At 42.6% G+C, this 23,733-nt stretch carries 18 protein-coding genes and 1 rRNA gene; 2 read left to right on the plus strand and 17 right to left on the minus strand.

All coding sequences use genetic code 11. The features are described from left to right. Positions 1 to 116 precede the first annotated feature (116 nt). The gene (locus E5672_RS15420; protein ID WP_136783009.1) at positions 117 to 2,711 is read left to right on the plus strand and encodes a TonB-dependent receptor; all 2,595 of its coding nucleotides are present in this window, start codon (positions 117 to 119) and stop codon (positions 2,709 to 2,711) included. Between the two features lie 89 nt (positions 2,712 to 2,800). Here the strand turns inward: E5672_RS15420 and E5672_RS15425 are convergent, their stop codons facing one another. From E5672_RS15425 to adk, 3 genes are all read right to left on the minus strand, one after another. Beyond that, on the minus strand, positions 2,801 to 2,995 hold the full coding sequence (locus E5672_RS15425) for a hypothetical protein (RefSeq protein ID WP_136783010.1): 195 nt from the start codon (positions 2,993 to 2,995) through the stop codon (positions 2,801 to 2,803). A gap of 235 nt (positions 2,996 to 3,230) precedes the next feature. Next, the gene (locus tag E5672_RS15430) at positions 3,231 to 3,626 is read right to left on the minus strand and encodes an MAPEG family protein (RefSeq protein ID WP_136783011.1); all 396 of its coding nucleotides are present in this window, start codon (positions 3,624 to 3,626) and stop codon (positions 3,231 to 3,233) included. Between the two features lie 148 nt (positions 3,627 to 3,774). Beyond that, positions 3,775 to 4,419 carry an adenylate kinase gene (gene adk, locus E5672_RS15435; protein WP_136783012.1) on the minus strand — a complete coding sequence of 215 codons (645 nt, stop codon included), beginning with the start codon at positions 4,417 to 4,419 and terminating at the stop codon, positions 3,775 to 3,777. A gap of 483 nt (positions 4,420 to 4,902) precedes the next feature. On the opposite strand from adk, the gene E5672_RS15440 reads away from it, so the two are divergent. Further along, positions 4,903 to 5,727, plus strand: coding sequence for a vWA domain-containing protein (locus E5672_RS15440; RefSeq protein ID WP_136783013.1), 825 nt, complete (start codon positions 4,903 to 4,905; stop codon positions 5,725 to 5,727). A gap of 75 nt (positions 5,728 to 5,802) precedes the next feature. Here E5672_RS15440 and htpG read toward each other — a convergent pair whose 3' ends face one another. From htpG to rrf, 14 genes are all read right to left on the minus strand, one after another. Continuing rightward, on the minus strand, positions 5,803 to 7,725 hold the full coding sequence (htpG, locus tag E5672_RS15445) for a molecular chaperone HtpG (protein WP_136783014.1): 1,923 nt from the start codon (positions 7,723 to 7,725) through the stop codon (positions 5,803 to 5,805). 226 nt (positions 7,726 to 7,951) lie between these two features. Beyond that, on the minus strand, positions 7,952 to 8,551 hold the full coding sequence (gene recR / locus E5672_RS15450) for a recombination mediator RecR (protein ID WP_136783015.1): 600 nt from the start codon (positions 8,549 to 8,551) through the stop codon (positions 7,952 to 7,954). A gap of 5 nt (positions 8,552 to 8,556) precedes the next feature. Further along, a complete protein-coding gene (locus E5672_RS15455) occupies positions 8,557 to 9,504 on the minus strand; it encodes a hypothetical protein (RefSeq protein WP_136783016.1) in 948 nt (315 codons plus the stop codon). A 262-nt stretch (positions 9,505 to 9,766) separates the two neighbouring features. Continuing rightward, entirely contained in the window at positions 9,767 to 12,181 is a 2,415-nt protein-coding gene (locus E5672_RS15460; RefSeq protein ID WP_161569406.1) for an EAL domain-containing protein, read from the minus strand. Between the two features lie 4 nt (positions 12,182 to 12,185). Continuing rightward, on the minus strand, positions 12,186 to 14,747 hold the full coding sequence (locus E5672_RS15465; protein WP_136783018.1) for an HWE histidine kinase domain-containing protein: 2,562 nt from the start codon (positions 14,745 to 14,747) through the stop codon (positions 12,186 to 12,188). A gap of 423 nt (positions 14,748 to 15,170) precedes the next feature. Beyond that, positions 15,171 to 15,497 (minus strand): YbaB/EbfC family nucleoid-associated protein, encoded by a 327-nt coding sequence (locus tag E5672_RS15470; RefSeq protein ID WP_014998895.1) that lies wholly within the window; start codon positions 15,495 to 15,497, stop codon positions 15,171 to 15,173. A 38-nt stretch (positions 15,498 to 15,535) separates the two neighbouring features. Continuing rightward, complete coding sequence (gene dnaX, locus E5672_RS15475) at positions 15,536 to 18,586, minus strand: DNA polymerase III subunit gamma/tau (RefSeq protein WP_136783019.1); 3,051 nt, start codon at positions 18,584 to 18,586, stop codon at positions 15,536 to 15,538. 41 nt (positions 18,587 to 18,627) lie between these two features. Continuing rightward, positions 18,628 to 19,164: an adenine phosphoribosyltransferase gene (gene apt, locus E5672_RS15480; RefSeq protein ID WP_136783020.1), complete on the minus strand. Its 537-nt coding sequence runs from the start codon at positions 19,162 to 19,164 to the stop codon at positions 18,628 to 18,630. Positions 19,165 to 19,186: 22 nt separating this feature from the next. Next, positions 19,187 to 19,309, minus strand: coding sequence for a hypothetical protein (locus tag E5672_RS20075; RefSeq protein WP_256253717.1), 123 nt, complete (start codon positions 19,307 to 19,309; stop codon positions 19,187 to 19,189). 153 nt (positions 19,310 to 19,462) lie between these two features. After that, positions 19,463 to 20,227, minus strand: coding sequence for an HvfC family RiPP maturation protein (locus E5672_RS15485; RefSeq protein ID WP_136783021.1), 765 nt, complete (start codon positions 20,225 to 20,227; stop codon positions 19,463 to 19,465). Continuing rightward, a complete protein-coding gene (locus E5672_RS15490) occupies positions 20,224 to 21,075 on the minus strand; it encodes an HvfB family MNIO-type RiPP peptide maturase (protein WP_136783022.1) in 852 nt (283 codons plus the stop codon). Before E5672_RS15490 ends, E5672_RS15485 begins: the two co-directional genes overlap by 4 nt. 149 nt (positions 21,076 to 21,224) lie before the next feature. Further along, positions 21,225 to 21,656 (minus strand): HvfA family oxazolone/thioamide-modified RiPP metallophore, encoded by a 432-nt coding sequence (locus E5672_RS15495; protein WP_014976963.1) that lies wholly within the window; start codon positions 21,654 to 21,656, stop codon positions 21,225 to 21,227. Between the two features lie 343 nt (positions 21,657 to 21,999). Further along, positions 22,000 to 22,737: a hypothetical protein gene (locus tag E5672_RS15500; RefSeq protein ID WP_136783023.1), complete on the minus strand. Its 738-nt coding sequence runs from the start codon at positions 22,735 to 22,737 to the stop codon at positions 22,000 to 22,002. Between the two features lie 913 nt (positions 22,738 to 23,650). Beyond that, positions 23,651 to 23,733 (minus strand): 5S ribosomal RNA (gene rrf / locus E5672_RS20165); the annotation flags it as partial.

Consider the following 23,733-nt stretch of genomic DNA (forward strand, 5'->3'; position numbering starts at 1 on the left):
ATCTTTCGCACCTTACACTATTGCAACTTTAGTCTAAGGAATGCTATTCATAATTTCGCAGCATACTTATGTTGCAGAAACACACAACAAGTAAGATGGACAATAAGGAAATAATAATGAAACAAGGTCGTAAAATAAGTGCAATTGCAGTGGGATTAGCACTTTCAGGATTAACTTCTCTATCTCCTGCGTATGCACAGCAAGCTGACGAAGAATCAGCCAACCTCGAACGAATTGCCGTCACGGGTTCTCGCATTAAGCGTACAGATATGGAAGGCCCCTCGCCAATTCAATCAATTGATGCAACTATGATTGAAGGCATGGGCTATGAAAATCTTCAACAACTACTTGAGCGTATGCCGGCCACAGGTGCGGGTACCTTCTCAACACGTAACAACAGCCAAGATTCTACCGCCAACGGTGCGGCAGCGGTATCTCTCAGGGGTATGGGGCCAGACGCAACGCTAGTTCTTATCAACGGTCGTCGAGTAGCAATCAGTGCCTTTGCTGAAAGTATTACTAACTCATTCGTAGATATTAACTCTATCCCAGTATCTGCCATCGAACGTATCGACATATTAAAAGACGGTGCTTCTGCGATTTACGGCTCAGACGCTGTTGCAGGTGTAGTAAACGTAGTACTTAAAAAAGACTATGAAGGGCTGGAGATTAATGCAGGTTATGGAGGCACAACAGGCCCAAGCTATGATGAGACCACCGCCAGTATTCTATGGGGCTCTCAAAGCGACAAAAGTAGTGCTACCGTAATCATCGACTACTTTAACAACAGCACGCTTGGCGCTGACGAAATGGGTCGTTTCGGTACGGCTAACCAATCTCCTTACGGAGGTATGGACTTTCGTTCATCGCGTGGTTACCCCGGCTACTTTTACGTAGATGGCGTCAAAACAATCGACCCAGACTGCCCAGAAGACAGTGCAACAGCATCTGGCAGCTGCCTGTTTGATTATGGCCCATTTGGTTTAACCATACCGGCTTCTGAACGTGTAGGCTTTATCGGCCAGTTTGATTACAAAATTGGCGAAGACACTACAGCATTTATGGAAGTTGCAATGCAGCACAATACGTCTGAAGCAGGCGGTGCAGCCACTCCTCTTGATGAAGACGCAGGTTTAACTGTGCCTGGCACTCACCCAGATAACCCTTTTGGACAGGACATTGAAATTGGTCGTTACCGTCCTGTTGACGCTGGCGCTCGCCGTTGGGATATCGAGTCTGACACCCTTCGTTTGGTAGCAGGCCTTCGCGGTACATTCAATGACTATGATTGGGAAGCATCGGTACAAAAAGGTCGCAGCCGTTCAGAGCAAAGCGGCGATCAGTCTCAAGGCTGGGTACGCGTTGACTGGCTACAAGAGCAAATCGATCTTGGCAACTACAATCCGTTTGGTGGCGTTACTAACCCGCAAAGTGTCATTGATGACATTACCACGAGTCTTGTGCGTCGTGGTGAATCTCGCATGACCAGCGTTGATGCACACATTACGGGTGAAGCCTTTGAATTTGGCGACGACGTTGTCATGATGGCTGCCGGGGTGGAGTATCGTGAAGAACAAGTGTCTGACGTGCCTGACGTTCAGTTCCAACGCGGTTTAATCTTTGGTACCGAGTCAGTATCAGCTTCAGCAGAACGCGACCAGTATGCCGCGTACTTAGAGCTTTCCATTCCTCTAGCTGAACAGCTTGAACTTCAATTAGCAGGCCGCTATGACCACTACAGCGACTTTGGTAGCACAACCAACCCTAAAATTGCATTGCGTTGGGCGCCGAGCGACGAAGTAACCGTACGCGGCTCTTGGGCGCAAGGCTTTAGGGCACCGTCTCTCGCACAAGTTGGTCTTGGTCCGTCACAAAAGAGCGTATTTTTTGTCGACCAATACCGCTGTGACGCAACTGGCCAAGATTGTGAGTCACTGGACTATAACATCGAGTTTGCGGGTAACCCCAATCTAGACGCAGAAGAATCTGAATCTTGGAACGTAGGTGTAATTTACGCGCCTATACAAGAGTTAGGATTAAGCATTGATGTATGGAGTATCACCCAAGACAACAAAATTGACGAACAGCAGTTTGGTCTGGTTTACAATGCCGAGTGTAATAACCAAGACAGCACAATCTGTGTTCGTTTAGACCCTCAGCAGGGTGAGTCACTAGGTGTTATCCAGAAAATTTTCAACACATACCAAAACGTATCATCTCAAGAAGCCTCGGGAGTAGATTTTAGTGCTAATTACAGCATGGAGCTTCAAGAATACGGTAACGTGCGCTTTAACCTAGACTGGTCTTATATGGATAAGTTTGAAAAAGACGGTCTAGAATACACCGGCGAATACGGCTATCCAGAACATCGTTGGTTGTTCGGTACTACTTGGTCTAAAGGCGCGTTCGATGCGAACTTGAATATTAGCTTTATTGGTGAGTTTGAAGACACCCCAGACATTGACTTCGACGGAGTATTAGACTTCGAAGAAAATACCTCGAGAACGGTTGATTCTCAAATGTTGGTAGACTTGCAGTTTGGTTACAACTATAGCGATAACCTTCGCTTAGTAATTGGTTCAAACAACTTACTTGATGAAGAACCACCATTTGCCATTGGCGATGGTGATAGCGACCTTTACGGCTATGTAGGTAGCGTACATAACCCGCGTGGTCGCTTCGTTTACTCGAAGTTAACTTACCGCTTCTAAAAGCCTATAAGACGATAAAGCGCTCAACGGCATTGCTTCACAATGGCATGCCTTGAGCGCTTTTTTTTCATTCATGTATTAACGTGTGTTTAGAAAAAAAGATATTCAAAGAGCACCGTGGTGAGCCATGCAAGAATCACAGGCAATACAATCATCACATAAACCATAACTTCAGACCCCACCTTTTCGGCGCGCCATGCCTCCATCATCTTCACTTTAAACCTACGCTTCAGCAAGTAGGTGTAAAAAACTAGAAACACCAAAACTATAAGAATCTTGAGCATTCAGACTCCAACCGAATTTGTTAAACGGCCACACAGGACAAAACTCTTAGGTTGCAAAAGTTCCGTCAAGTCGCTTCGTTGCCGTTATTCCTCTATTGCTGGGACTATACCTTCGCAGTACACAAAGCGAACCTGTCCTCAATATCTGAATTAGCTCAACCTGAATGAAAATGAGGTAAAAAAAATGCCAGCTAAGCTGGCATTTTTCTATATGTATTCACTACTATTGCGACGCTTACAATCCGAAATGAATGAGCACCAAATTACCTATTGCTGCGCAAAGCATAGCTAGAAAAGTCAGGATCATACCTGCGAAACGCTGCCAGCTAACGCCAGAATGTCGGCCCAAGCCGTAGGCATGTAGCACACGGCCAAATAACAACGCGCTTCCTAAAGCATGAACTGCCCACACTTGACCTGTATTGGCTTCAAAGCACGCTATCATGATAAGTGTAATTGGTACATATTCGCTGAAGTTGCCGTGGGCTCTGGATAAACGAATAAGATCTTCATGACCACCATCGCCGATACCCACCTGATGGCGACGTCTGGCGCCGATCACTAGAAACGACAAATACAGGTAACAAATACCCAATAGACTGGCGTAAAACGCCGTGATTGGCAAAACCATGGTGTACTCCACATGTTATAGTTTTATCGCGTAGTTTTAAACAGCGCTTAATTACACATCTACTGACTGCTATTAAACGTTATCCGCTATCAACTTACAAGCAACAAAAAAGGCCGCCTAAGCGACCTTTTATAAACGTTGTCGGCGATTAACCTAAACGTTCTGCTAGTTCAGCACTTACTTCTTCAACTGGACGTGTACCGTCAAGCTTGTGGTATTCACAGTTTCCAGCGTCAGCTTCAGCACTGTAGTAGTTTACAAGCGGCTTAGTTTGCTCGTGGTAAATCGCAAGACGCTTGCGTACAGTTTCTTCTTTGTCGTCGTCACGAACAATTAGTTCATCACCGGTTTCATTGTCTTTGCCTTCCACCTTAGGCGGATTGTAAACAACGTGATAAACGCGGCCCGATGCAGGGTGTACGCGACGACCGCCCATACGCTCAACAATTACGTCATCAGGAACATCAAACTCAATGCAATGATCAACAGTAACACCTGCTTCTTTCATTGCATCAGCTTGTGGAATGGTACGAGGAAAGCCGTCCAACAAGAAACCATCTTTACAGTCATCTTGTGCAATACGCTCTTTTACAAGGCCAATGATGATCTCATCAGACACAAGTTTACCTTCGTCCATTACACGCTTTGCTTCAAGACCTAGCTCTGTACCTGCTTTAATAGCTGCACGAAGCATATCGCCTGTTGAAATTTGTGGAATGCCATATTTGCCCATTAAGAATTGAGCTTGTGTGCCCTTACCCGCGCCAGGAGCGCCGAGAAGAATGATTCGCATGAGTGCGTTCTCCGCTTATGATTTTTGAACTTTTTACTTCGGGCACTTTACACATTCAACACTGTAGTGACAAGTGTAAGGAGTACCGTAAAGTTAATCTTAAGACTAATGGCGAATATATGTTTAGTTTATAGACAATTTTGCAGCACAATTTTCGGTAGAGCCACATACTCACTTGAAAATAAGCATAGCTAGACACCTTTTTAGGCGAAAGTGGTATCAGGGTACTCACTTGTTCTTCTTTCTATAATGGCACTCAATTCATCATTACCACGAGCGCCTTGGGCGATTTATATACATAGGTTCTTTTACTAAGGACTATACTTTGAACAAAAAGATAATCGTCGAGTATTTTTACATAGCATCGGCTCTAGACCTTAAGCCTATATTAAATCACTGATTATTTTAGGTTAAAAATTAGGCACATTTAATGCTAAACAACAAGCGCAAGGCTTTTCAACATCTTTTCAAAGGAATAAATAGATGAAAGAAAATACTATAGCTTGGTTGAAAATACGCAAATGGAGTAGTATTGCAATTTTAACCCTTTCAAGCATTGTATTCTGTTCTAATATTGCAAATGCAGCGGTTATAAAAACAGATATCGTTATGATCGTCGATGAGTCTGGTTCAATGGGTGGAGTGCAAGCAAACCTGCGGAACAATATAGGCTTATTTGCCTCTATTCTTTCTGCCGGTGGTGTAGATGCTAATTATGCACTAGTTGGATATGGTAGTAGCGGCGATTTAATCAGACTTATAACTGACTTTACCAACGCATCCGGCTTTGCAGCTGCTGCGGCAAACCTAGTAGCATCTGGTGGAATTGAACCCGCCTACGATGCGACAGCTTATGCACTCAACTCGCTAAGTTCTGAAAGTGGCAATCTAACTTACCGTGCAGATGCTGTTAAGAACATGATTGTCTATACTGATGAAGCATCAAATGGTGATTCTGAGTACAGTGCAGCAACTTTAGATACATTACTTAAAGGTAATAACTCCTTGTTTAATGCTGTTGTGCCAAACACTGGGTATACTAGTCTTGTCAATCTAGCAACAAATAACGGTGGCCAGTTCTTTAATCTTGGTTTCTTGAACACCAATGATCAAACTGTCGTTGAACAGTTTGTTGAAGATTTTGCTCTTGCGAAACTTCAAGAAACACTAGACTTCTGCCAAGTCAATCCAAACGACCCAGCCTGCTCTAATGTGGAAGTTCCAGCACCTGCCAGCGCTGGCTTACTTCTAATTGCCGTTGCTGCCGTTTCAAGTAGACGGTTGGCTAAAAAGAAAAATCAAATTTAACAGTTCTAGGGCCTTGCAAAAAAAAACCGATATCTTACAAAGATATCGGTTTTTTATTTCCGTTTCGGTTGTTGTCTACTTAGCCAACTTCATCAGTAGTGTGTTTAAGTTCTGAACAAACGTAGACGGATCTTTCAAACTGCCTTGCTCTGACAGTGCAGCTTGGTCAAACAACACACCAACCCACTGGTTGAACAGCTCTTCATCTTGGGTGTCGGCAAGCAATTTAACTAAGCTATGCTCAGGGTTAAGTTCAAAGTGATACTTAACATCTGGTACCGTCTGGCCAGCAGCCTGCATCAACTTCATCATTTGCGTGGTCATGCCGTTATCATCAGCAACAATAACCGCAGGTGAGTCGGTTAAACGGTGGGTGAACTTAACGTCTACAACCTTGTCACCAAGCGCTGCTTTCGCTCGCTCCAGTACGCCTTCAACTTCTTTCTCTGCTTCTTCTTGAGCTTTCTTAGTCTCTTCGTCTTCTAAGTCGCCTAAATCTAAGTTTCCTTTCGCGATAGAGACAAACTGCTTCTCGTTAAACTCAGTTAGGTGAGACATTAACCATTCGTCAATGCGTTCGCCCATTAGCAGAACTTCGATGCCCTTCTTGCGGAAAATCTCAAGGTGCGGGCTAGATTTCGCCGCTTGCAGACTGTCTGCAGTCACGTAATAAATCTTATCCTGCCCTTCTTTCATTCGCTCAATATAATCAGCTAATGAAACCGTTTGTGCGTCAGATTCTCCATGGGTAGATGCAAAGCGCAATAGACCAGCAATTTTCTCACGGTTGCTGAAGTCTTCCGCTGGGCCTTCTTTTAATACATTACCAAACTCGTTCCAGAACGACTGATATTTTTCACTGTCATTCTTCGCCATTTTCTCAAGCATTTGTAAAACGCGCTTGGTACAACCTTGACGTAGTGCTTGGGTAATCTTGTTGTCTTGAAGAATCTCTCGAGACACGTTTAGCGGAAGGTCGTTGCTATCTAGCAAACCTTTCACAAAACGCAGGTAGGTCGGCATAAACTGCTCTGCGTCATCCATGATAAAGACGCGTTGAACGTAAAGCTTAAGCCCGTGATTCTGGTCGCGGTTCCACATGTCGAAAGGCGCTTTAGAAGGAATATAAAGCAGGCTTGTATACTCTGTTTTACCTTCTACTTTGTTGTGTGCCCACGCAAGCGGATCAGCAAAGTCGTGAGAGATGTGCTTATAGAATTCGTTGTACTCTTCATCAGTAATATCAGACTTTTCACGAGTCCACAGCGCGGTAGCTTTGTTAACGACTTCCCACTCACCAGGCTGAGCTTCGATTTTTTCGCCATCTGGGCCTTCACTTTCAGGCACCTCATCTTTCCACATTTGCACAGGAATACTGATGTGGTCTGAATATTTGCTTACGATAGAACGAAGACGCCATGTATCAGCAAATTCTTTTTCATCTTCGCGAAGATGCAGCGTGATTTCAGTGCCGCGAGTAGGTTTGCTAATTTCAGCGATTGTGAACTCGCCTTCACCATCTGAAATCCACTCAACACCAGCAGATGCATCTGCGCCAGCAGCGCGAGTGCGAACAGTAACTTTGTCAGCAACAATAAACGCAGAGTAGAAGCCAACACCAAATTGACCAATAAGCTGTGAGTCTTTAGCGCTATCGCCAGAGAGTTTGCTAAAGAAATCTTTGGTGCCAGACTTTGCAATGGTACCTAAGTTCGCGATAACTTCGTCGCGAGTCATACCAATACCATTATCGGTAATGGTTACGGTGTTTGCTTCTTTATCGACGCTCAGCTTTACGTTTAATTCACCATCATTTTCGTAAAGACTATCATTTTCTAGGGCGCGAAAGCGCAGTTTATCTGCAGCGTCAGCTGCGTTTGACACTAGCTCGCGTAGAAAAATTTCTTTGTTTGAATACAAAGAGTGAATCATCAGTTGAAGAAGCTGTTTTACTTCTGTTTGAAAACCGTGGGTTTCTTTGTGGGCTGCTTCAGCCATAATCCAATATCTCCTCGTTGAATGGATCACGTTTGATGATAGACAGGTAAGGTCACTCACCCTACTTTTCAACGTTTAGAACGAAAATTTATTTTCTTTTAGCCAATTTTTTTTACAAACATAAATACTCAGAGTACGTAGTAAGCAGTTAGAAAGAAGTGGGTTTGGTACGAAGGCGAGTTGTGGGTGATACGAGCGTTTTACCGTTAAAACGCTCTGTGCGTAGTTACAATTTGCGGCGACCTGAGAATGCGTGCGTTAAAGTATTACCGTCAATATATTCAAGCTCTCCGCCTACCGGCACGCCGTGAGCAATTCGCGAAGCATCAACGTTATGGCTTGCGCAAAGCTGGGCAATGTAATGCGCCGTAGCTTCCCCTTCTACTGTCGGGTTTGTCGCAAGTATTACCTCATTAATTCCACCAGCAGCAAGGCGCGTTTCAAGTTCGGTTAAGCCAATCTCTTCTGGCCCAACGCCATCAATGGGAGATAAATGCCCCATTAGTACAAAATACTGGCCTTTGTAACTGAGCGTTTGCTCTATTGCTAATACATCTTGGGGGCTTTCCACAATACACAACAACCCGCTTGCTTCTCGTTCTGGGTGACGGCAAATATCGCATAGCTCATCTTCAGTAAATGTTCTGCAGCGTTTACAATGATGAATGTGTTCCATTGCGTTATGTAACACGTTGCTTAAATCAATAGCGCCTGTTCGATTTCGCTCTAGTAGGTGAAATGCCATTCGCTGAGCACTTTTATTCCCAACGCCAGGTAAACAGGTTAATGCCTGAATTAATTCTGAAAGTAACGGACTAAACTTCATATTATTTACTGCTTAGGTGTTTGTTCGGGTTGTTTTGGGCTTTCGCGATATTTAATCACGTTCCGCTTAACTTGGTCGAGTTTAACTTCATATACATTACCGCCAAACAGCCCCTTGTACTCTTCGTCAGTGAACACAAGTGTATTATCGTCGTAAAACGTTACTGCTTCTTTTTGCGTCACAACGCCAAGGTCTATACGCGATACATCGCCACTAAAAAAATTATCGCCTTCAAAATTCTCAAACAACCAAAGGCTCGTTGAGTCTAGCAATACCAGCTTTGTTCTATCTGGACTGATAGCTGCTGACGTGATCCAGCATAACTTTTCAAGGGTGGTACAGGTTTTAAACTCACCGATTAACTGCGCATCGAAATTCGCCGCGTGATCGCCCACTTTGTATAATTTTGTAATGCCATCAAATGGCTTTGTTCTATTTTTAGTGAACAAGTAAAGGTTGCGCTTATATTCCACAAACGCTTCCAAATCATAGTTCTTATCCTTAGGTTTTACTTTACCCTTTCCCATTTCAGGATAAGTAAACTTTATGATTTCTGCTTCTGTGCTATCGCTCTCAATATCGATAGGGTTTTCAATTTTATAAATGGTTAACCAACGGCGGTTATTGTCATTATTGCCAAAGTCTCCTAAGAAAAAGTGACCAAAACTGTTTTGTGTCATGTCTTCCCAATCAACATTTTTAGCATTTGAAACAGTCACTTCTCTCACTATGCTGCCGTCTTTATTCAGCATATATAGAATTGGGCCATCACCGCTATCATTGATAGCCCACAGCCTTTTGTATTTGTCGAACTCTATTCCAGAAATTTCTTTGAGTTTTGGATCTACCGTTACCGTTTTCATTTTAAACAGTTCGTGAACACTCATAAAAAACAGCACGGCAGCGATAGGAAGCAAAAGAACCGTGGTGATAACTAAGCCTTTCCTTAGCACTAGAAAACCTCTATTTAAGATAATTGGTTTTACGATTGACCCAGGCTTTTTATTAAAAAAACGTTGGAAAGCCCAAGGGTAATAAATCAATAATATAACGAATTAAGGTAGATTAAGGACCACTTTTAAGCGGAGGGTCATTTTAGTGCGATATGTCACCTCATGTCGACGTAAAATATACAATGAGAGGTAGCTAATAGGATAAAAAGTTGAAGATAATTAGAATGTTGTTGGAGTGGAGCAAAACCGGTGCCGAACTCATTTATTCATCTTCAGCGTGTTCTCTGATTTCAGGACATGTTGAGGCGTGCTCAGTTTGAAGGTACTCCATTAAACCAACTAGATTCAAAGGCCGAGTAAAATAATAGCCTTGCATGGCTTTAGCACCAATTTTCTTGGCAAAGGACACTTGCTCGCTACTTTCCAAACCTTCTAACGTACACGGCATTCCTAATTTAACGCACATCGAAACAACATTTTCGATAATTAGTGCTCTGCGCTTTTCTTGTTTAGTTCGCAGTGGGAAGTCAGGCAGCAGCGAACGGTCAATTTTAATAGCGTCATAGGTTTCATCGGCCAATTCTGATATGCAAGAAAAACCGGTACCAAAATCATCGATGGAGACAGTTACCCCAAGTGCTTTAATTTTGGTAAGCACTTCTCTCGCCTTCGCACTTTGAAGCGTAGATTCAGTGATTTCAATAACTATTCGCTTTGGATTAATATGGTGAAAAGCAAAGCGTTCTGCGAGCAATTCAACAACCCCATCGTTTTGTAACTGCACTGCAGACATATTTAAATTAAACTTTACGTCTGAAAATCCCCAACTTTTAAGCGCTTTCAGCGCAAAACACACTTCATCCAGCATTAACAAACCAATGTCATGAATGTGCTTTGTGCGCTCTGCTATGGGAATAAATTTGTCGGGGCTAATTGGCCCATGACTTGGAATGTACCAGCGAGCTAACGCCTCTACTGCTAAAATTTCACCTTTTGCCCCTATTATAGGCTGAAAGTACGCTGTAATTTGCTTGCTTTGAATAGCGGTTTTAAGGCCCTGTTGAATGAAAAGCCTGTACTCTATGTTTTTCGAAAGACTTTCACTGAATGTAACAATACTGTTTTTACCGCTCTGTTTTGCTGAAAACATAGCAATATCAGCATTTTTAAGTAACTCAGTGGACGACATGCTTTCAGTAGACGATGCAACGCCGATACTTGCAGTTATATGAAAGTCGCCAGATGTTGTTTTGAACATTTTTTTCAATGAAGAGTTTAATCGCGACGTCATTTTACTTAGAAGCTTATGACAAGTAATACTCGTCACAATAACAAACTCGTCCCCCCCAAATCGAATAACACTATCATTATCTCGCAAGGTTGCTTTGAATCGGCTAGCACATGCTCTGAGTATTTCGTCGCCTACCTCATGTCCGTGCGTATCGTTTATGAGCTTAAATTCATCGATATCGATAAAAATAATTGAGCATGGTTCACATGATTCACTAAAGCTATCAACAATATTGTTTAGAAAGTTTCGATTTCCTGCGCCTGTAAGCGCATCAGTAAAGGCCAAGTATTTAAGTTGGCTTTCAGACGATTTGAGCTCTGTTACATCGGTAAGAATGGCAACAAAATTTGTATCGCCATCATCAACATCAAATGACGTGACTGACATAGTAAGGTGAAATCTGCGTTCTTCGCTCACAATCGTAAGCTCAGTTCTTAAGCCATCAATAAGATAATCAGGCCGAGGGTCGTGTTTTCTCGCTTTAGGAAAAACATTATTAATATGAGTAGATATTAGGCTTTCAGCATTAGTACCTAACATATCGCACAAAGATTTATTAGCTTTTATTATAAGCCCAGCGGCATCACATACTAAAACACCTTCTTTAATCTCACTTACAATCTTATCTGCGACGCTTAAATTCGATTGCGTACTCTGAAGTACTGATATGTCTTGTATCGCGCCTATTTGAACATAATCGTCGCTCCACCCTACATCGGAAAGGACAACCTGAAACCATTTAGTTGGTTGACCATCAATTTTTAACTGCAACGTTGTAAGGTAATTCGACTTTGTATTCATTGCCTCTATTAACTCAGCCTCCTTTTCTTGTGGAAATAACGAAAGAAATTTAGATATCGTCATTTTGCGAGGAAAGTCGAAAAGGTTTTCTACACTTTCTATGACGACTGACTGAGTAGAGATATCAACTTCTAATATCCCCAGTTTTGCGATATGCGAGGCCATTGCGAAACGCCTGTTAGACGAGGCCAGTGCTTTCTCTATTTTTTTTCTTTCAAGTGCGACTTGAATAGTTGTAGTGAGCGAAAGCACACCATAGGGCTTAACAAGATACCCATAAGGAGAGATTTCCAGCGCATTAGAAATAGTAGTATCGTCGCAATAAGAAGTGCTAAAGACCACGGGCAGATGAAACTTTGCTGTTATATTTTTAGCGATTTCGATACCAGAATCAGCTCCGCCTAAATCAATGTCCATCAAAATAAGATCGGGAACCTGTTTTGAAACTAATGAATACAGCTCACTTTCCGTTTTTGCTATGCCTAGCACCTGCATACTGGCTTCTACAAGCGCATTTTTGACGTGGATTGCTTCGACTAAATTGTCTTCCACAATAAGTATCACAGGGCTAGTATTGTCATTCACGATTTCACACCTTGAACCCAAAAGCTTCGATAGAGCGCTTTAGTAAAGTTGTGTCGACCGGTTTAGTTAATATGTCCACACCAGATAGTTCATCTGGTAGCTCTATCGCGGCTCCGTAACCCGTGATGAAAAGAAATGGAATGGATAGCTTTTGTATTTCAATGCCAAGCTGAAAAGTATTTTCATTACCCAAATGAACATCTAGGAACATCATTGAAGGTTTAACTTTGGCCAATGCCGCTCTTGCAGAGCTAATATCTCCAAAGATATCAATCTTATCTATTCCTAATTTTTTGAGGTGCTTCTTAAGGTCGAGGGAAATGAGTAAGTTGTCTTCAACAATAAAGGCGCTTGTGAGAATTTTTTCAGCTTTTTTTGAAAGCGCAGTTTGAGGAGTTTTGTCATTAGATCCTTCTCGCTTTTCTAATTCGTGTGCACCCATCTCTATAAATTTACTAGGAATTAGAAACTCTGCGTTGAGCCCGCTGACCTTTGCGCTCAATGATGCTTTTCCTTTAAGCTCGTGGGGAATAACGGATTTTATAACTGTCATTCCAAACCCTTCTTCGCCTAAACCATGTAACGGTGGCCCACCATGCTCCTCCCATTTGATTGTGCAGCCTCTCTCATCTAATTCCCAGGTTATAGCTACTCGGCCATCGTTACTGGTCGCGCTTAAAGCACCGTATTTTGCTGCATTGGTAATCATCTCATGAAATACCAAAACAATGGGTGTCACTGCATAAGGTAAGATACGTATATCAGGGCCTTCTATCTTAAAAGACGACTCTTTAATCATGTAGGCTTTGAGCTCGTTATTAAGTAGCTCTTTGAATTTTACACTGTTGTATGAGGCATGGGTTAGCTGGTCGTGTCCCAGAGCGAGAGCCGATATTCTAGACGATAACGAAACCACAAATTCATCAATATCTTTTTTGTTCTGCGATGTCTGTCCAATGATCGCGCTGACTAAATTTAAAATATTGCGAACGCGGTGGTTTAACTCACCAATAAGAAGCTCAAGTCTTTTTTTCGCTTCACGTTGCAACAATTCTTTCTCGTGCAAATGACGTATAGTTAATTCCATTACACCAAGCCTAATAGATTTGGCGCGTTCGATATCTAGCGTTGTCCACGGCGTCGAGGTAGATTCATTAGTCTCTACCCACTTATCAAAACTCGCACGTGGCGTAAGCATTTCTTTTCCTTCTTTGAACTCAACGCGTTTTGCAGGGTTACCCGCCCAAGAAACTTGTTGAACCACCGAGTTTCTGAAAAGAAAAATATAGTCCATCGGCTGGCTAGAGATCTTCAATGCCAAAACACCTGCTACATTTTCGTCAGCTAACTCTCCGTCAATATCCGCTAAGTTGTCAAACTGATGGATTTCTTCATCAGGTAGTTCGGCGAGTATGGCTGTGAGCCGCTTAATTTTTCGTGCGCTAAATGCTGCGCCCGATTTGGTGTATTCACTGCTGAAGATACAACCTATACCGTCAATATCTATCAGCGTTTTAAGCAAAGAGAGTTGTTCTACAATGGCATTATTTAACGACTTGCCTAGGGAAAGATTGCTGAGTACTCGGGTAAAAGTAGCATTTGCTTTCTCGCTTACCCTTATACGTTCATTTACCAGTCTTCGCGATAACTCCAGTGAAAACATTTCTGCGAAAAGTTCCAACTGTGATACTAAACGGGCAGGAATTGCTTTTTCTGTATTGTGGTGACATGCAATTAGCCCCCATAATTCTCCTTCTACTATGAGCGATATCGACATTGAAGCGCCAACTTGCATATTCTTAAGGTATTGAATATGAACTTCAGAAACCGCCCTTAAACGAGATAGCGAAAGATCTACTGCAACGTCATCGCTGTTGCTTGTACCTATAATACGGTGGGTTTCACCATTAACATCAGAAATGGTTCTAATAAGGTTTTTCTTGTAAAGCTGTCTTGCTTGACGCGGAATATCTGACGCGGGGTAACGCAATCCCAGGAAAGGGGTCATATCGTTTGACATTGACTCTGCAATAACTTCGCCTGAACCGTCGGATAAAAACTGGTAAAGCATCACCCTGTCATGACCCGTCGCCGTTCTTACGCTTTCAACCAAACCTTGATAAAGATCTTCAAGCTCAGAAAACATCGACATCTGAGCCATTAGCGCTGTGATAACCCCCTCATACTTGCCCGAGTTATCAAGCTTTTCGAATTCAATGATTAAGTGCTCTGCGCTTTGGTGAATACAAAGATCGAATTTGTCTTCAGTGTGGGGGATTGAAACAGAATGAAGGTAAGTTGCTTTGCCAAGAATCATTGCTTGGCTCTGCGCCCCTCGTATGGCGTGTACAAGTTCACGATCGACTAATTCCCACAATGTGTAACCGAGCAGTTGACTGCTCGGTACATCAGCAAAACGGTCTAGGTTTTCTGAGAAATGAGTAACGACTCCCGCCTTATCGACGATAATCATGAAACCATGGTTTTGTATCCGACCTAGAAGGTGGATCGGTTCTTTATCACATTGATTGACTAATGATGAAAGTTCGCCTGCTTCATCGTGCATTATTATTATCCCAACCACTTCATTTTATATGGCGCCTATGAAAACTTGCAGTACTAAGCTTCACGAGAGCCTTTAAGGTAAACTAAAAAAACATTACAGATAAAATATAGCTTAGGTTCTGGCGAACCTAAACCCTTCATGCATGTTTATTTATATTAGTGTAAATCTAAGCAAACGTGAGTTTTTTTAGCGTTAGACATGAAGTGGCTTTAAGAATATAGCCATAATCTAATTTAAGCTATTAAGTGTGATGAAATAACTCGTCGAGTGTGCCACTCATTTGAGACTTATGACGGAACGATAGACACAAAAAAGCTCTGGTGCAAAACCAGAGCTTTTTGGAGTTTTAGCCCCTTTGCGGCCCCGCTAGCTTTGTAAACTTAAGCTGATGTATAGTGACGGGCGCTGGGGGCTTAGTGTTTTTTAAAACGGCATTTTGAAGCCAGGAGGTAGCGGCATTCCGCCTGTCACATCACCCATTTTCTCTTTGCTAGTTTCTTGAACACGACGTACTGCGTCGTTAAATGCGGCAGCAACTAAATCTTCAACCATATCTTTATCGTCGTCCATCAATGACTCATCGATGTCCACGCGGCGTACGTTATGGTTGCACGTCATGGTTACTTTGACCATGCCTGCACCCGCTTCACCGGTTACTTCTAATTTAGCTAGGTCGTCTTGTACTTTTTGCATGCGCTCTTGCATTTGCTGCGCCTGCTTCATGATATTGCCCATTCCACCTTTAAACATAATTTTTGTCTCGCTTCGTTTTGGTGTTAATAATTCTGCTATCGCGCTTTAACCGAATCGGTTAGCACTGACGCATCGAAAGTCGATAGCAATGCTTGAATTGTATCGTCGGTTTTAATCACCGAATGTGCATGCGCATGGCGCATGGCCTGAATTTCTTGTTGTAACGCAAAAGGTGTAGATTTTGGTTCACCTAACGTGATATTTACTTCAACGTTTTCACCCAACCCATGATGGATTGCATCAACCAATTGCTTTTTAGCACTGTCATTTAATAAATGCGTCTGACTGTGGTCAATTTCAAGGGACACTTGATTACCATCTCGAGAAAATGATGCGTGCAGCACCAATTGCTTAAGTAAGCCAGCAACTGGAATTTGCTCAACTAGGTTGCTCCATTCGTCAATTTGGCTAGCGTGAGTTAATTTACTTCCGTCATTTAAGTACGCTTTTAACTGCCCGTCATAGGTACTGCTCAGCGGCGTATCAAAGTTTAGAGCATCCCTTGCGAACGACCGTTCTCCCGCACTTTCCATCTGCTCTGGGGCACTGTCATGATTGGAGCTGCTATCAGAGAACGCTTCAACATAATCAGCATCTTCAACGTGTTGAGGTGGTTGATTATCGTAGTCAGTAGCCCAAGGGGGCATATCTTCAACAGGTATTAGCGAGTTAGGTTGCGCCTCTGCTTCATCATTTGAAAAAGGCATATCCTCTTCAAATTCATCTAAAGTGAAATCGCTTGTGGCGTTTGCGCTATCATGATTGTTTTCTGATTCGCTAGTTCGCATAGCGTCAGAAGAGTAAGCCTGAGAGCTATCTAAAGATGAGCCTGAATTTGCACTTTGTTGAGGCTCTCCATCGCATGCAGTGGCATTGTCTTTATACTCTGAATTGCTGTCGATAGGCTCAGGGTTATAGCCTACAGTCTCAGCGCCACTATTTACAGGCTCAAGGCTGTCCCCATTACTAACAGGGTTTAAATCGCCAGTCTTAATTTCGTTATCAGCACCATTATCGTCACTCTCGCTAATTCCATTTGCAGCTTGTGCTGTACTCAAAGCCTCGGCTTTACTTCTGGTAAAGCGCGCTTGAATATCACTTGCACTTTCGATCTTAGTATTTGCTGCGCTGGTACTTTTTGCTTCTGCGTCTTGTGCTTTTCTTTGCTTTAACTTCTGACGAAGTGCCAACATATCAGCCGTAGAAGTAAGCTGCTCTTCGGCGGTTAATGAGGACGGTTCGTTCTCGCGTAACAACGACTCGCTGTTTTTATCAGAGCCTTCAGCGTCATAGGAGCCCTCAGCGTTATGAGAGCCCTCAGCGTTATGAAAACCTTCAGCGCTTTGAAAACCGTCAAAACCTAAAGAGCCATCATCTTCTGACGAAAGTGGCATATCGTCCATGTACGCATCTAACGGAGGTTCATCGAAATGTTGCGCGGCTTCGTTATGGGACGCGCTGACTTCATCAGGCGTTGGTTCGATCTCTGCGGTAACGCTTTCTGCTTTTATCGCAGTGTTTTCTACGGGTAATTCTTCAATAGACGAAGTCGGTACTTGGTTTTCTAATTCACTACCATGTGCAGCATCACGCTCAAGTGCTGTTCTTTGAGTCGTCGTTGTACCCGACTCTACTTGAGGTAGCGCCGATCGAGTGTCATTTTCACTCAACGCGTTTTCATCAACAGTTGCTTGTTCCTGCTTTTGCTGTGATTCAAATGGAGACGTCGATTGAGGCTGTTCTTGCTGCTCTTTTTCGATTATTGATGGAGCAAGTGCATCAGGGGTAGATGCCGCACTTTCTAACGACGGTTCAGAGGTAGATTCAACCGATAGATGTGAAGGCGTCGCCTCCTGCACCTTGGTTGCAGAAGTTTCGCTTAACGGCGCTTCCTCCTGCTTACCGACGTTTCCCGGGCCACCACTGGAAGAAGCATGTTCGACAGGTAAACTATGCTCACTCCTCCCGTTTTCAATCTCACTTGCGGTGTCGTCGATGGGGTTGTTTGGAGCAAACGACATCATACGCATCAATGTCATTTCAAACGCACTTTTTCCATCAGCAGCAAAAGGTAAGTCTTTTCTTCCTTGCAGTGCAATCTGATAAAGCAACTGCACTTGCTCAGCTGGAATAGTTTTCGCTAATTGAAATATCGCTTTAGCGGATGTGGTTTCTAGCTTACATGCTTCAGGCACCCATTGCGTTAACGCTATTTGGTGCAGCAGGCTAGCCAATTCGCTGTGTACGTTGTCATAATCGGGGGCTTGCTCTGCGATGTCATTGACCAACTGCAATACATCAACAGGACTTTTACTTACCACAGCATGAACCACTTTAAGCAACTGGTTCTTGTCCATCAGCCCCAGCATATCGGTTACCACCGATGCCAGCACTTGATTTCCACCTTGCGCAATCGCTTGGTCAGTTAAACTCAGCGCGTCACGCATACTGCCTTGGGCGGCTCTTGCCAAAAGCGCTAGCGCTTGTGGCTCAAAAGGCAGCTGTTCATGCTCTAAAATATGCTGCAGCTGTCCAACAATCTGCTCCCGAGACATGGCTTTCAAGTTAAACTGCAAGCAACGGGATAAGATGGTTATCGGAAGCTTTTGAGGATCGGTGGTCGCAAGCAAAAACTTAACGTGTGGAGGTGGCTCTTCCAGCGTTTTTAACAGCGCATTAAAGCTGTGTTTTGAAAGCATGTGTACCTCATCGATAAGGTACACTTTGTAACGTCCGCGAGTCGGTTTGTATTGCACGTTATCAAGAAGCTCGCGAGTATCCTCAACTTTGGTTCTTGATGCAGCGTCAATCTCTAACAAATCAACGTAGTTGCCCTGCTCTATCTCTTTACAGGTGTTACATTGACCACAAGGGTTAGCCCCTTGTCCTTCTTCGCAGTTAAGGCTTTTCGAAAAAATACGTGCAATGGTGGTTTTACCTACCCCTCGCGTACCCGTAAACAGATAAGCGTGGTGTAGACGGTCGTTATCCAAGGCATTTGAAATGGCAGAGACAACATGTTCCTGACCCACAAGTTCACTGAACTTGCCTGGTCGCCACTTCCTTGCTAGTACCTGATAACTCATTATTACGTATTTCGCCTTTTGCTAATTATGCTTTATAGCGATTATTCGCCTTCAAACTCACAAATAGAGTAGCTTTCTATATCGAGCGTACTCAATTTCGTTTCGCCACCTAGGTCCGGTAAATTAATAACAAAACCTGCATGGTTTACTTCACCGCCTAATGAACGGATTAGTTTCGCAGAAGCGGCTATCGTTCCACCTGTTGCAAGTAAATCGTCAATAAGAAGCACTTTATCACCGGGCTCAATGGCATCTTTATGGATTTCCAATGTATCCGTGCCGTATTCAAGCTCGTAGCTTTCGCTAACTACTTCACGAGGAAGTTTGTTGGGTTTTCTCACTGGTACGAAGCCAATACCCATTTCGATGGCCAATGGCGCACCAAACAGGAACCCGCGCGCTTCAGTACCTGCGATCTTGGTAAATCCCATACCCTGATACTTTTCTACAAGTAACGAGATACAGCTACTAAATGCTTTGTGATCTTCTAAAACGCTGGTCACATCTCTAAATAAAATACCTGGCTTTGGATAGTCAGGTACGGTTTTCACTACTGATTTAATATATTCTGCAGTCACAATTATGCCTTGAATGTCTGCGTTATAACCAGAAGGTGAACCAGCCGGCGATGATATGCATCAACGGGAACGCGATTAGAGTTACTAGCGATGCTAGAAAGTACCACTTGTTATAGACTTCTTTGAAATCTGAATTGTCAGCCATTTGCACTACCTAAACAATTTTGTGAACAAAAAAATGGTGCTAAATGTTAATCGAAAGCAAGCCTGATTGACAGCGCTAATATGACCGATCGCTCACTTTCAGACCAGATCTCGGCGAAAGTTTAATATAACGCAGGTAAATAGTAATAGTTAGCTAGGATAAGGGAAGCAATATTCCTTTTTGCAACATGTCTGTTAGGGTCTGGTTCATACCATTTACGAGCACGTTTGAAGGTATTTGGGGAAGTTGTTGGCACAACGACTCCGCTAATTGTTCAACTTCCATTCCCTTTTCATTTTGTTCCAATGTGTTAATTAAAATAGCCGTCACTGGATTAACATGAGTAAATTGAACGTCAAACTCTCGGTCTCTATAAACTATATAAAACTGCTGTTCTTGGGCAGGTTGCTCTGGGATATAATCCTCACCAATTAAATGGACTTCAAACTGATATGCTGCCAACGAGGCATACGGTGACACCCTGATAGCGGTAATATTGTCTTCTTGTTGATAGAATTCAACGCTGTCTTCGTTTTTTCTAATACTGACGTCAAGCTCAAGCCACTCATAGTGAGCAAGCTCCGCAGCAAAGTCAGGAAGCGTAATATCGAAGTTTGGCTGTGTTGAAAGGTACTCAACGAACTCTTTACTTATTTCAGCAAAATAAGGAGAGCGGCATTCGTGCTCAATAAAAAACTGACGCACAATACTCTCCCATCCTTTTTCACCATACTGTTTTACTACGATGGACTTCAGAACTGGAAAACCCGTACTCACAAAATTGTCGATGTTATTAAAAAACAGGGATTGATAGATTTTCATCCGGCGAATGTGATCAGCGTCGGCATCACAAAATGTCTGTGGGTCTTTGATCGCATCAACAAACGTTTTTTGAGTGTTTTGAAATGACTGAGTCACGCGACACTTCCTTTAACGTTTGACACTACACCAGCTTCGCATTTTGCTTGAATTTGCTTAATTTTCTTCACCTCCGCCAATAATTCGCTTAAAGGTGGAATATTAAAATCACGCTCTAGCAAAGTCGGAAATACGCCGTGAGTAAGGTAAGCATGCTCCAACAGCGCCCAAACTGGCTCAATCACATCAGCCCCGTGAGTATCAACTTTCAAATCCTCTGCTTCATCATAATGACCAGCAATATGGCCATACACAATTTTGTCTGAGGGTAAGCCGTTAATAAACGCTTTCGCATCGTATTTATGATTAATACTGTTGACGTAAACATTGTTTACGTCCAGAAGCATTTTGCAACCTGACTCTTGTAGTATGCTCTTGGTAAATTCAAGCTCATCCATCTCTTGGCCTGGCGCAATGTAATAAGAAACATTCTCTAAGACTAGCGGCCGTTCAATGATATCTTGAACTTGAACAATTCGAGATACTACGTGCTTAATTGCGTCTTCAGTAAAAGGAATTGGCATCAGATCGTACATATGACCGTTGCCAGAACAAAAGCTTAAGTGCTCGCTATACAATGCAATGTTGTTTGCATCCAAAAATCGCTTAACGGTTTTTACAAACTCAACATCTAGTTTGTCGCTACTTCCGATAGACAAAGATAAACCATGCGTTGTAAAGGGAGCTTGCGAAGACGCTTGCTGAAATTGTTCTTGGTATTTCCCACCAAGTGGGATCCAATTTTCTGGGGCTACTTCCCAAAAATCGACCTCAGATGGCAATGTAGGCAAAAGCGCTTTAAGCATTTCCCGACGAAATCCAAGACCCGCGCCACAGATGTTTTTCATATCTTCCCCTTTACCGCATGGGATTGCACAATATCAACGCACGTTACTAGACAAAAAAGGCCATCATTCGACAGCCATTTTTTGCTAAGCGTAACTCGTGTAGCCTTCATCATTCTTTTTCAAGCTACACGATGTTTTTTGAATGGCAGTTACATGCTACCGCATTTACCTTCGCCGCACTTGCCTTCTTTACCAGCTTTCTTGTCGCCGCCGCACTTACCTTCGCCACACTTGCCTTCTTTGTCAGCTTTCTTGTCGCCGCCGCACTTACCTTCGCCGCACTTGCCTTCTTTATCAGCTTTCTTGTCGCCGCCGCACTTACCTTCGCCACACTTGCCTTCTTTTTCAGCTTTCTTGTCGCCGCCGCACTTACCTTCGCCACATTTGCCTTCTTTCTCTGCTTTGTCGCCGCCACATTTTCCTTCGCCACACTTGCCTTCCGCGGCGAATTGGCTGTAACCAGACTCTAATGCTTGCATACCAAATGGATTTACGTCTGCTACTGCAACCGTTGACGCCAAAGAGCCAATTACAACTGCACCTAACGCTGTCGCTACTGATGATTTTTTAATTTGTTTCATTGATGTACCCTCAATAATATTAGTCATGTTTGACGTACAGTAAGCACGTGTATCTTAAAAGACCCTGCCAGCTTAAAGGATATTTCACAAAAATTAATTTTTTTACAATTTATTTCTATACTGCTGATTATATTGATAATTATTGTAGTCTTGGCTATCTATAAAACTATTATCAATAGCTATGTTACGAATAAGGTCGCGTGTTATCAGATAGTATAGAATAAAAAACAGAGGTAACTTATAGGTAGTGAAACGGTAAGTTTTTACTGTTTAACATTACGATAGAAAGCATGACTAGCAGTGTTCTTTTTCAATTGCCGGCTGCTTAACGTCAATGTTCTCTTTAGTCACCCTTTTTTCTGTAAGAATTAAAAATTGTTTTACCCTTAAGTGCTTCAGTTACAGTGTGTAAATCTTCAAGCAACACCACTCGATATTTACTCGTTTTTGAAACTGCTAAATAAGAAGGGATTGTTAAGCGCTCTGACAGATCCGAGCTAATCGAAGCATTACTGAAGCTGTTTAGATAATAAAGGTAAGGCTGCTTATAACTTAGTAAGTGTGAAGTTCGTTGCATCAGAAACATACGAATAGCATCGGTACTATCTGCCGCATCAAAAAAAGTAAAACCCTCTTCCTTTAAACGTTTTCTTTCTCCAAAGTAATCATAACCACGAATAGCTGATACAACTTTATCACTGGTAAAACGAGGGTTCTGTGCAAGAATTATAGAAAGATTGATAAAAGGCTTAGACACAAAAGTTACATTGTCGTCTAACGCCAACGTTCCTCTAACATTAATAGTAAGGTCGACATGCCCTGTTTTCACACGCGCGAAAAGACGAGCAGGAGGAATACACTCAACGTTTACAATGTAATCCAGTTCCCTGAGTATCTTAGATGTAACATCAATAGCTTCGCCATAACAGCTATCATCTTTTACATGTTTAATCACTAGGGGCGGAAACTCTACCACACCTAGCGTTATGACTTTCTCCGATGTTAAAAGCGGTTCGGAATTCGCCGTTACTTCATCAATCAAAAACAGTAATAAAACAACGATAGTTAACGTTTGCTTCAAAACATACCCACCTATTTTTTATTTTATTTATATATGCTTTTTTGCATAAATAAAATAACGGCACTCCAACTATTCTTTATTTCTAGGCAACCTAAACTTACAAAACTGGGGTGCAGATTACTTTCCCACACTGACAAGTTCATCGAATAATGGGGTCAGAGTACATTTTTGGATTTAACGGTGCTAGATAATGAATGTATGACTACGCTCTGCTAGTTAGCGAAATAAAGTACTCTGACCCCTTTATTTTGAATCGATCTGTTGTACCGTTTGTGAGATCAAACGTTATGCTAAAAAAGACGAGAAAGAGAACTACGGAGATGTTTGAAATCTTAATATTGGGGTCAGAGTACATTTTTTGATTTAACAGTGCTGGACAAAAATGTCTGACTACGCTCTGCTAGTTAGCGTAATAAAGTACTCTGACCCCTTTATTTTGAATCGATGTGTTGTAGTGTCTGTGAAATCAAACGTCACGCTAAAAAGCTGAGAAAGAATACTACAGAGATCGTTGAAATCTTAATATTGGGGTCAGAGTACATTTTTTGATTTAACAGTGCTGGACAAAAGTTGTATGACTACGCTCTGGTAGTTAGCGTAATAAAGTACTCTGACCCCTTTATTTTGAATCGATGTGTTGTAGTTTCTGTGATATCAAACGTCACGCTTAAAAGCTGATAAAGAGAGCTATAGAGATCGTTGGAATCTTAATATTGGGGTCAGAGTACATTTTTTTGATTTAACAGTACTGGACAAAAAATGTATGACTTCGCTCTGGTAGTTAGCGTAATAAAGTACTCTGACCCCATTTTGGTGTTTGCTGGGGTGATGGGGATTAATGTACTCTGACCCCATTATTTTTTCTGGTTCAGAAAGCAAAAAACCCGCTGTTAGGCGGGTTCTTTTTAATGGGACCTGGCAGTGTCCTACTCTCACATGGGGAAGCCCCACACTACCATCGGCGCTAATACGTTTCACTTCTGAGTTCGGAATGGA

The organism is Alteromonas portus (assembly GCF_005117025.1).
GTDB classification, from domain to species: Bacteria; Pseudomonadota; Gammaproteobacteria; order Enterobacterales; family Alteromonadaceae; genus Alteromonas; species Alteromonas portus.

Coding starts and splice junctions, on each gene's coding strand:
- E5672_RS15420 (WP_136783009.1), top strand. CDS start 117: ATGAAACAAGGTCGTAAAATAAGTGCAATTGCAGTGGGATTAGCACTT.
- E5672_RS15425 (WP_136783010.1), bottom strand. CDS start 2,995: ATGCTCAAGATTCTTATAGTTTTGGTGTTTCTAGTTTTTTACACCTAC.
- E5672_RS15430 (WP_136783011.1), bottom strand. CDS start 3,626: ATGGTTTTGCCAATCACGGCGTTTTACGCCAGTCTATTGGGTATTTGT.
- adk (WP_136783012.1), bottom strand. CDS start 4,419: ATGCGAATCATTCTTCTCGGCGCTCCTGGCGCGGGTAAGGGCACACAA.
- E5672_RS15440 (WP_136783013.1), top strand. CDS start 4,903: ATGAAAGAAAATACTATAGCTTGGTTGAAAATACGCAAATGGAGTAGT.
- htpG (WP_136783014.1), bottom strand. CDS start 7,725: ATGGCTGAAGCAGCCCACAAAGAAACCCACGGTTTTCAAACAGAAGTA.
- recR (WP_136783015.1), bottom strand. CDS start 8,551: ATGAAGTTTAGTCCGTTACTTTCAGAATTAATTCAGGCATTAACCTGT.
- E5672_RS15465 (WP_136783018.1), bottom strand. CDS start 14,747: ATGCACGATGAAGCAGGCGAACTTTCATCATTAGTCAATCAATGTGAT.
- E5672_RS15470 (WP_014998895.1), bottom strand. CDS start 15,497: ATGTTTAAAGGTGGAATGGGCAATATCATGAAGCAGGCGCAGCAAATG.
- dnaX (WP_136783019.1), bottom strand. CDS start 18,586: ATGAGTTATCAGGTACTAGCAAGGAAGTGGCGACCAGGCAAGTTCAGT.
- E5672_RS20075 (WP_256253717.1), bottom strand. CDS start 19,309: ATGGCTGACAATTCAGATTTCAAAGAAGTCTATAACAAGTGGTACTTT.
- E5672_RS15490 (WP_136783022.1), bottom strand. CDS start 21,075: ATGAAAAACATCTGTGGCGCGGGTCTTGGATTTCGTCGGGAAATGCTT.
- E5672_RS15495 (WP_014976963.1), bottom strand. CDS start 21,656: ATGAAACAAATTAAAAAATCATCAGTAGCGACAGCGTTAGGTGCAGTT.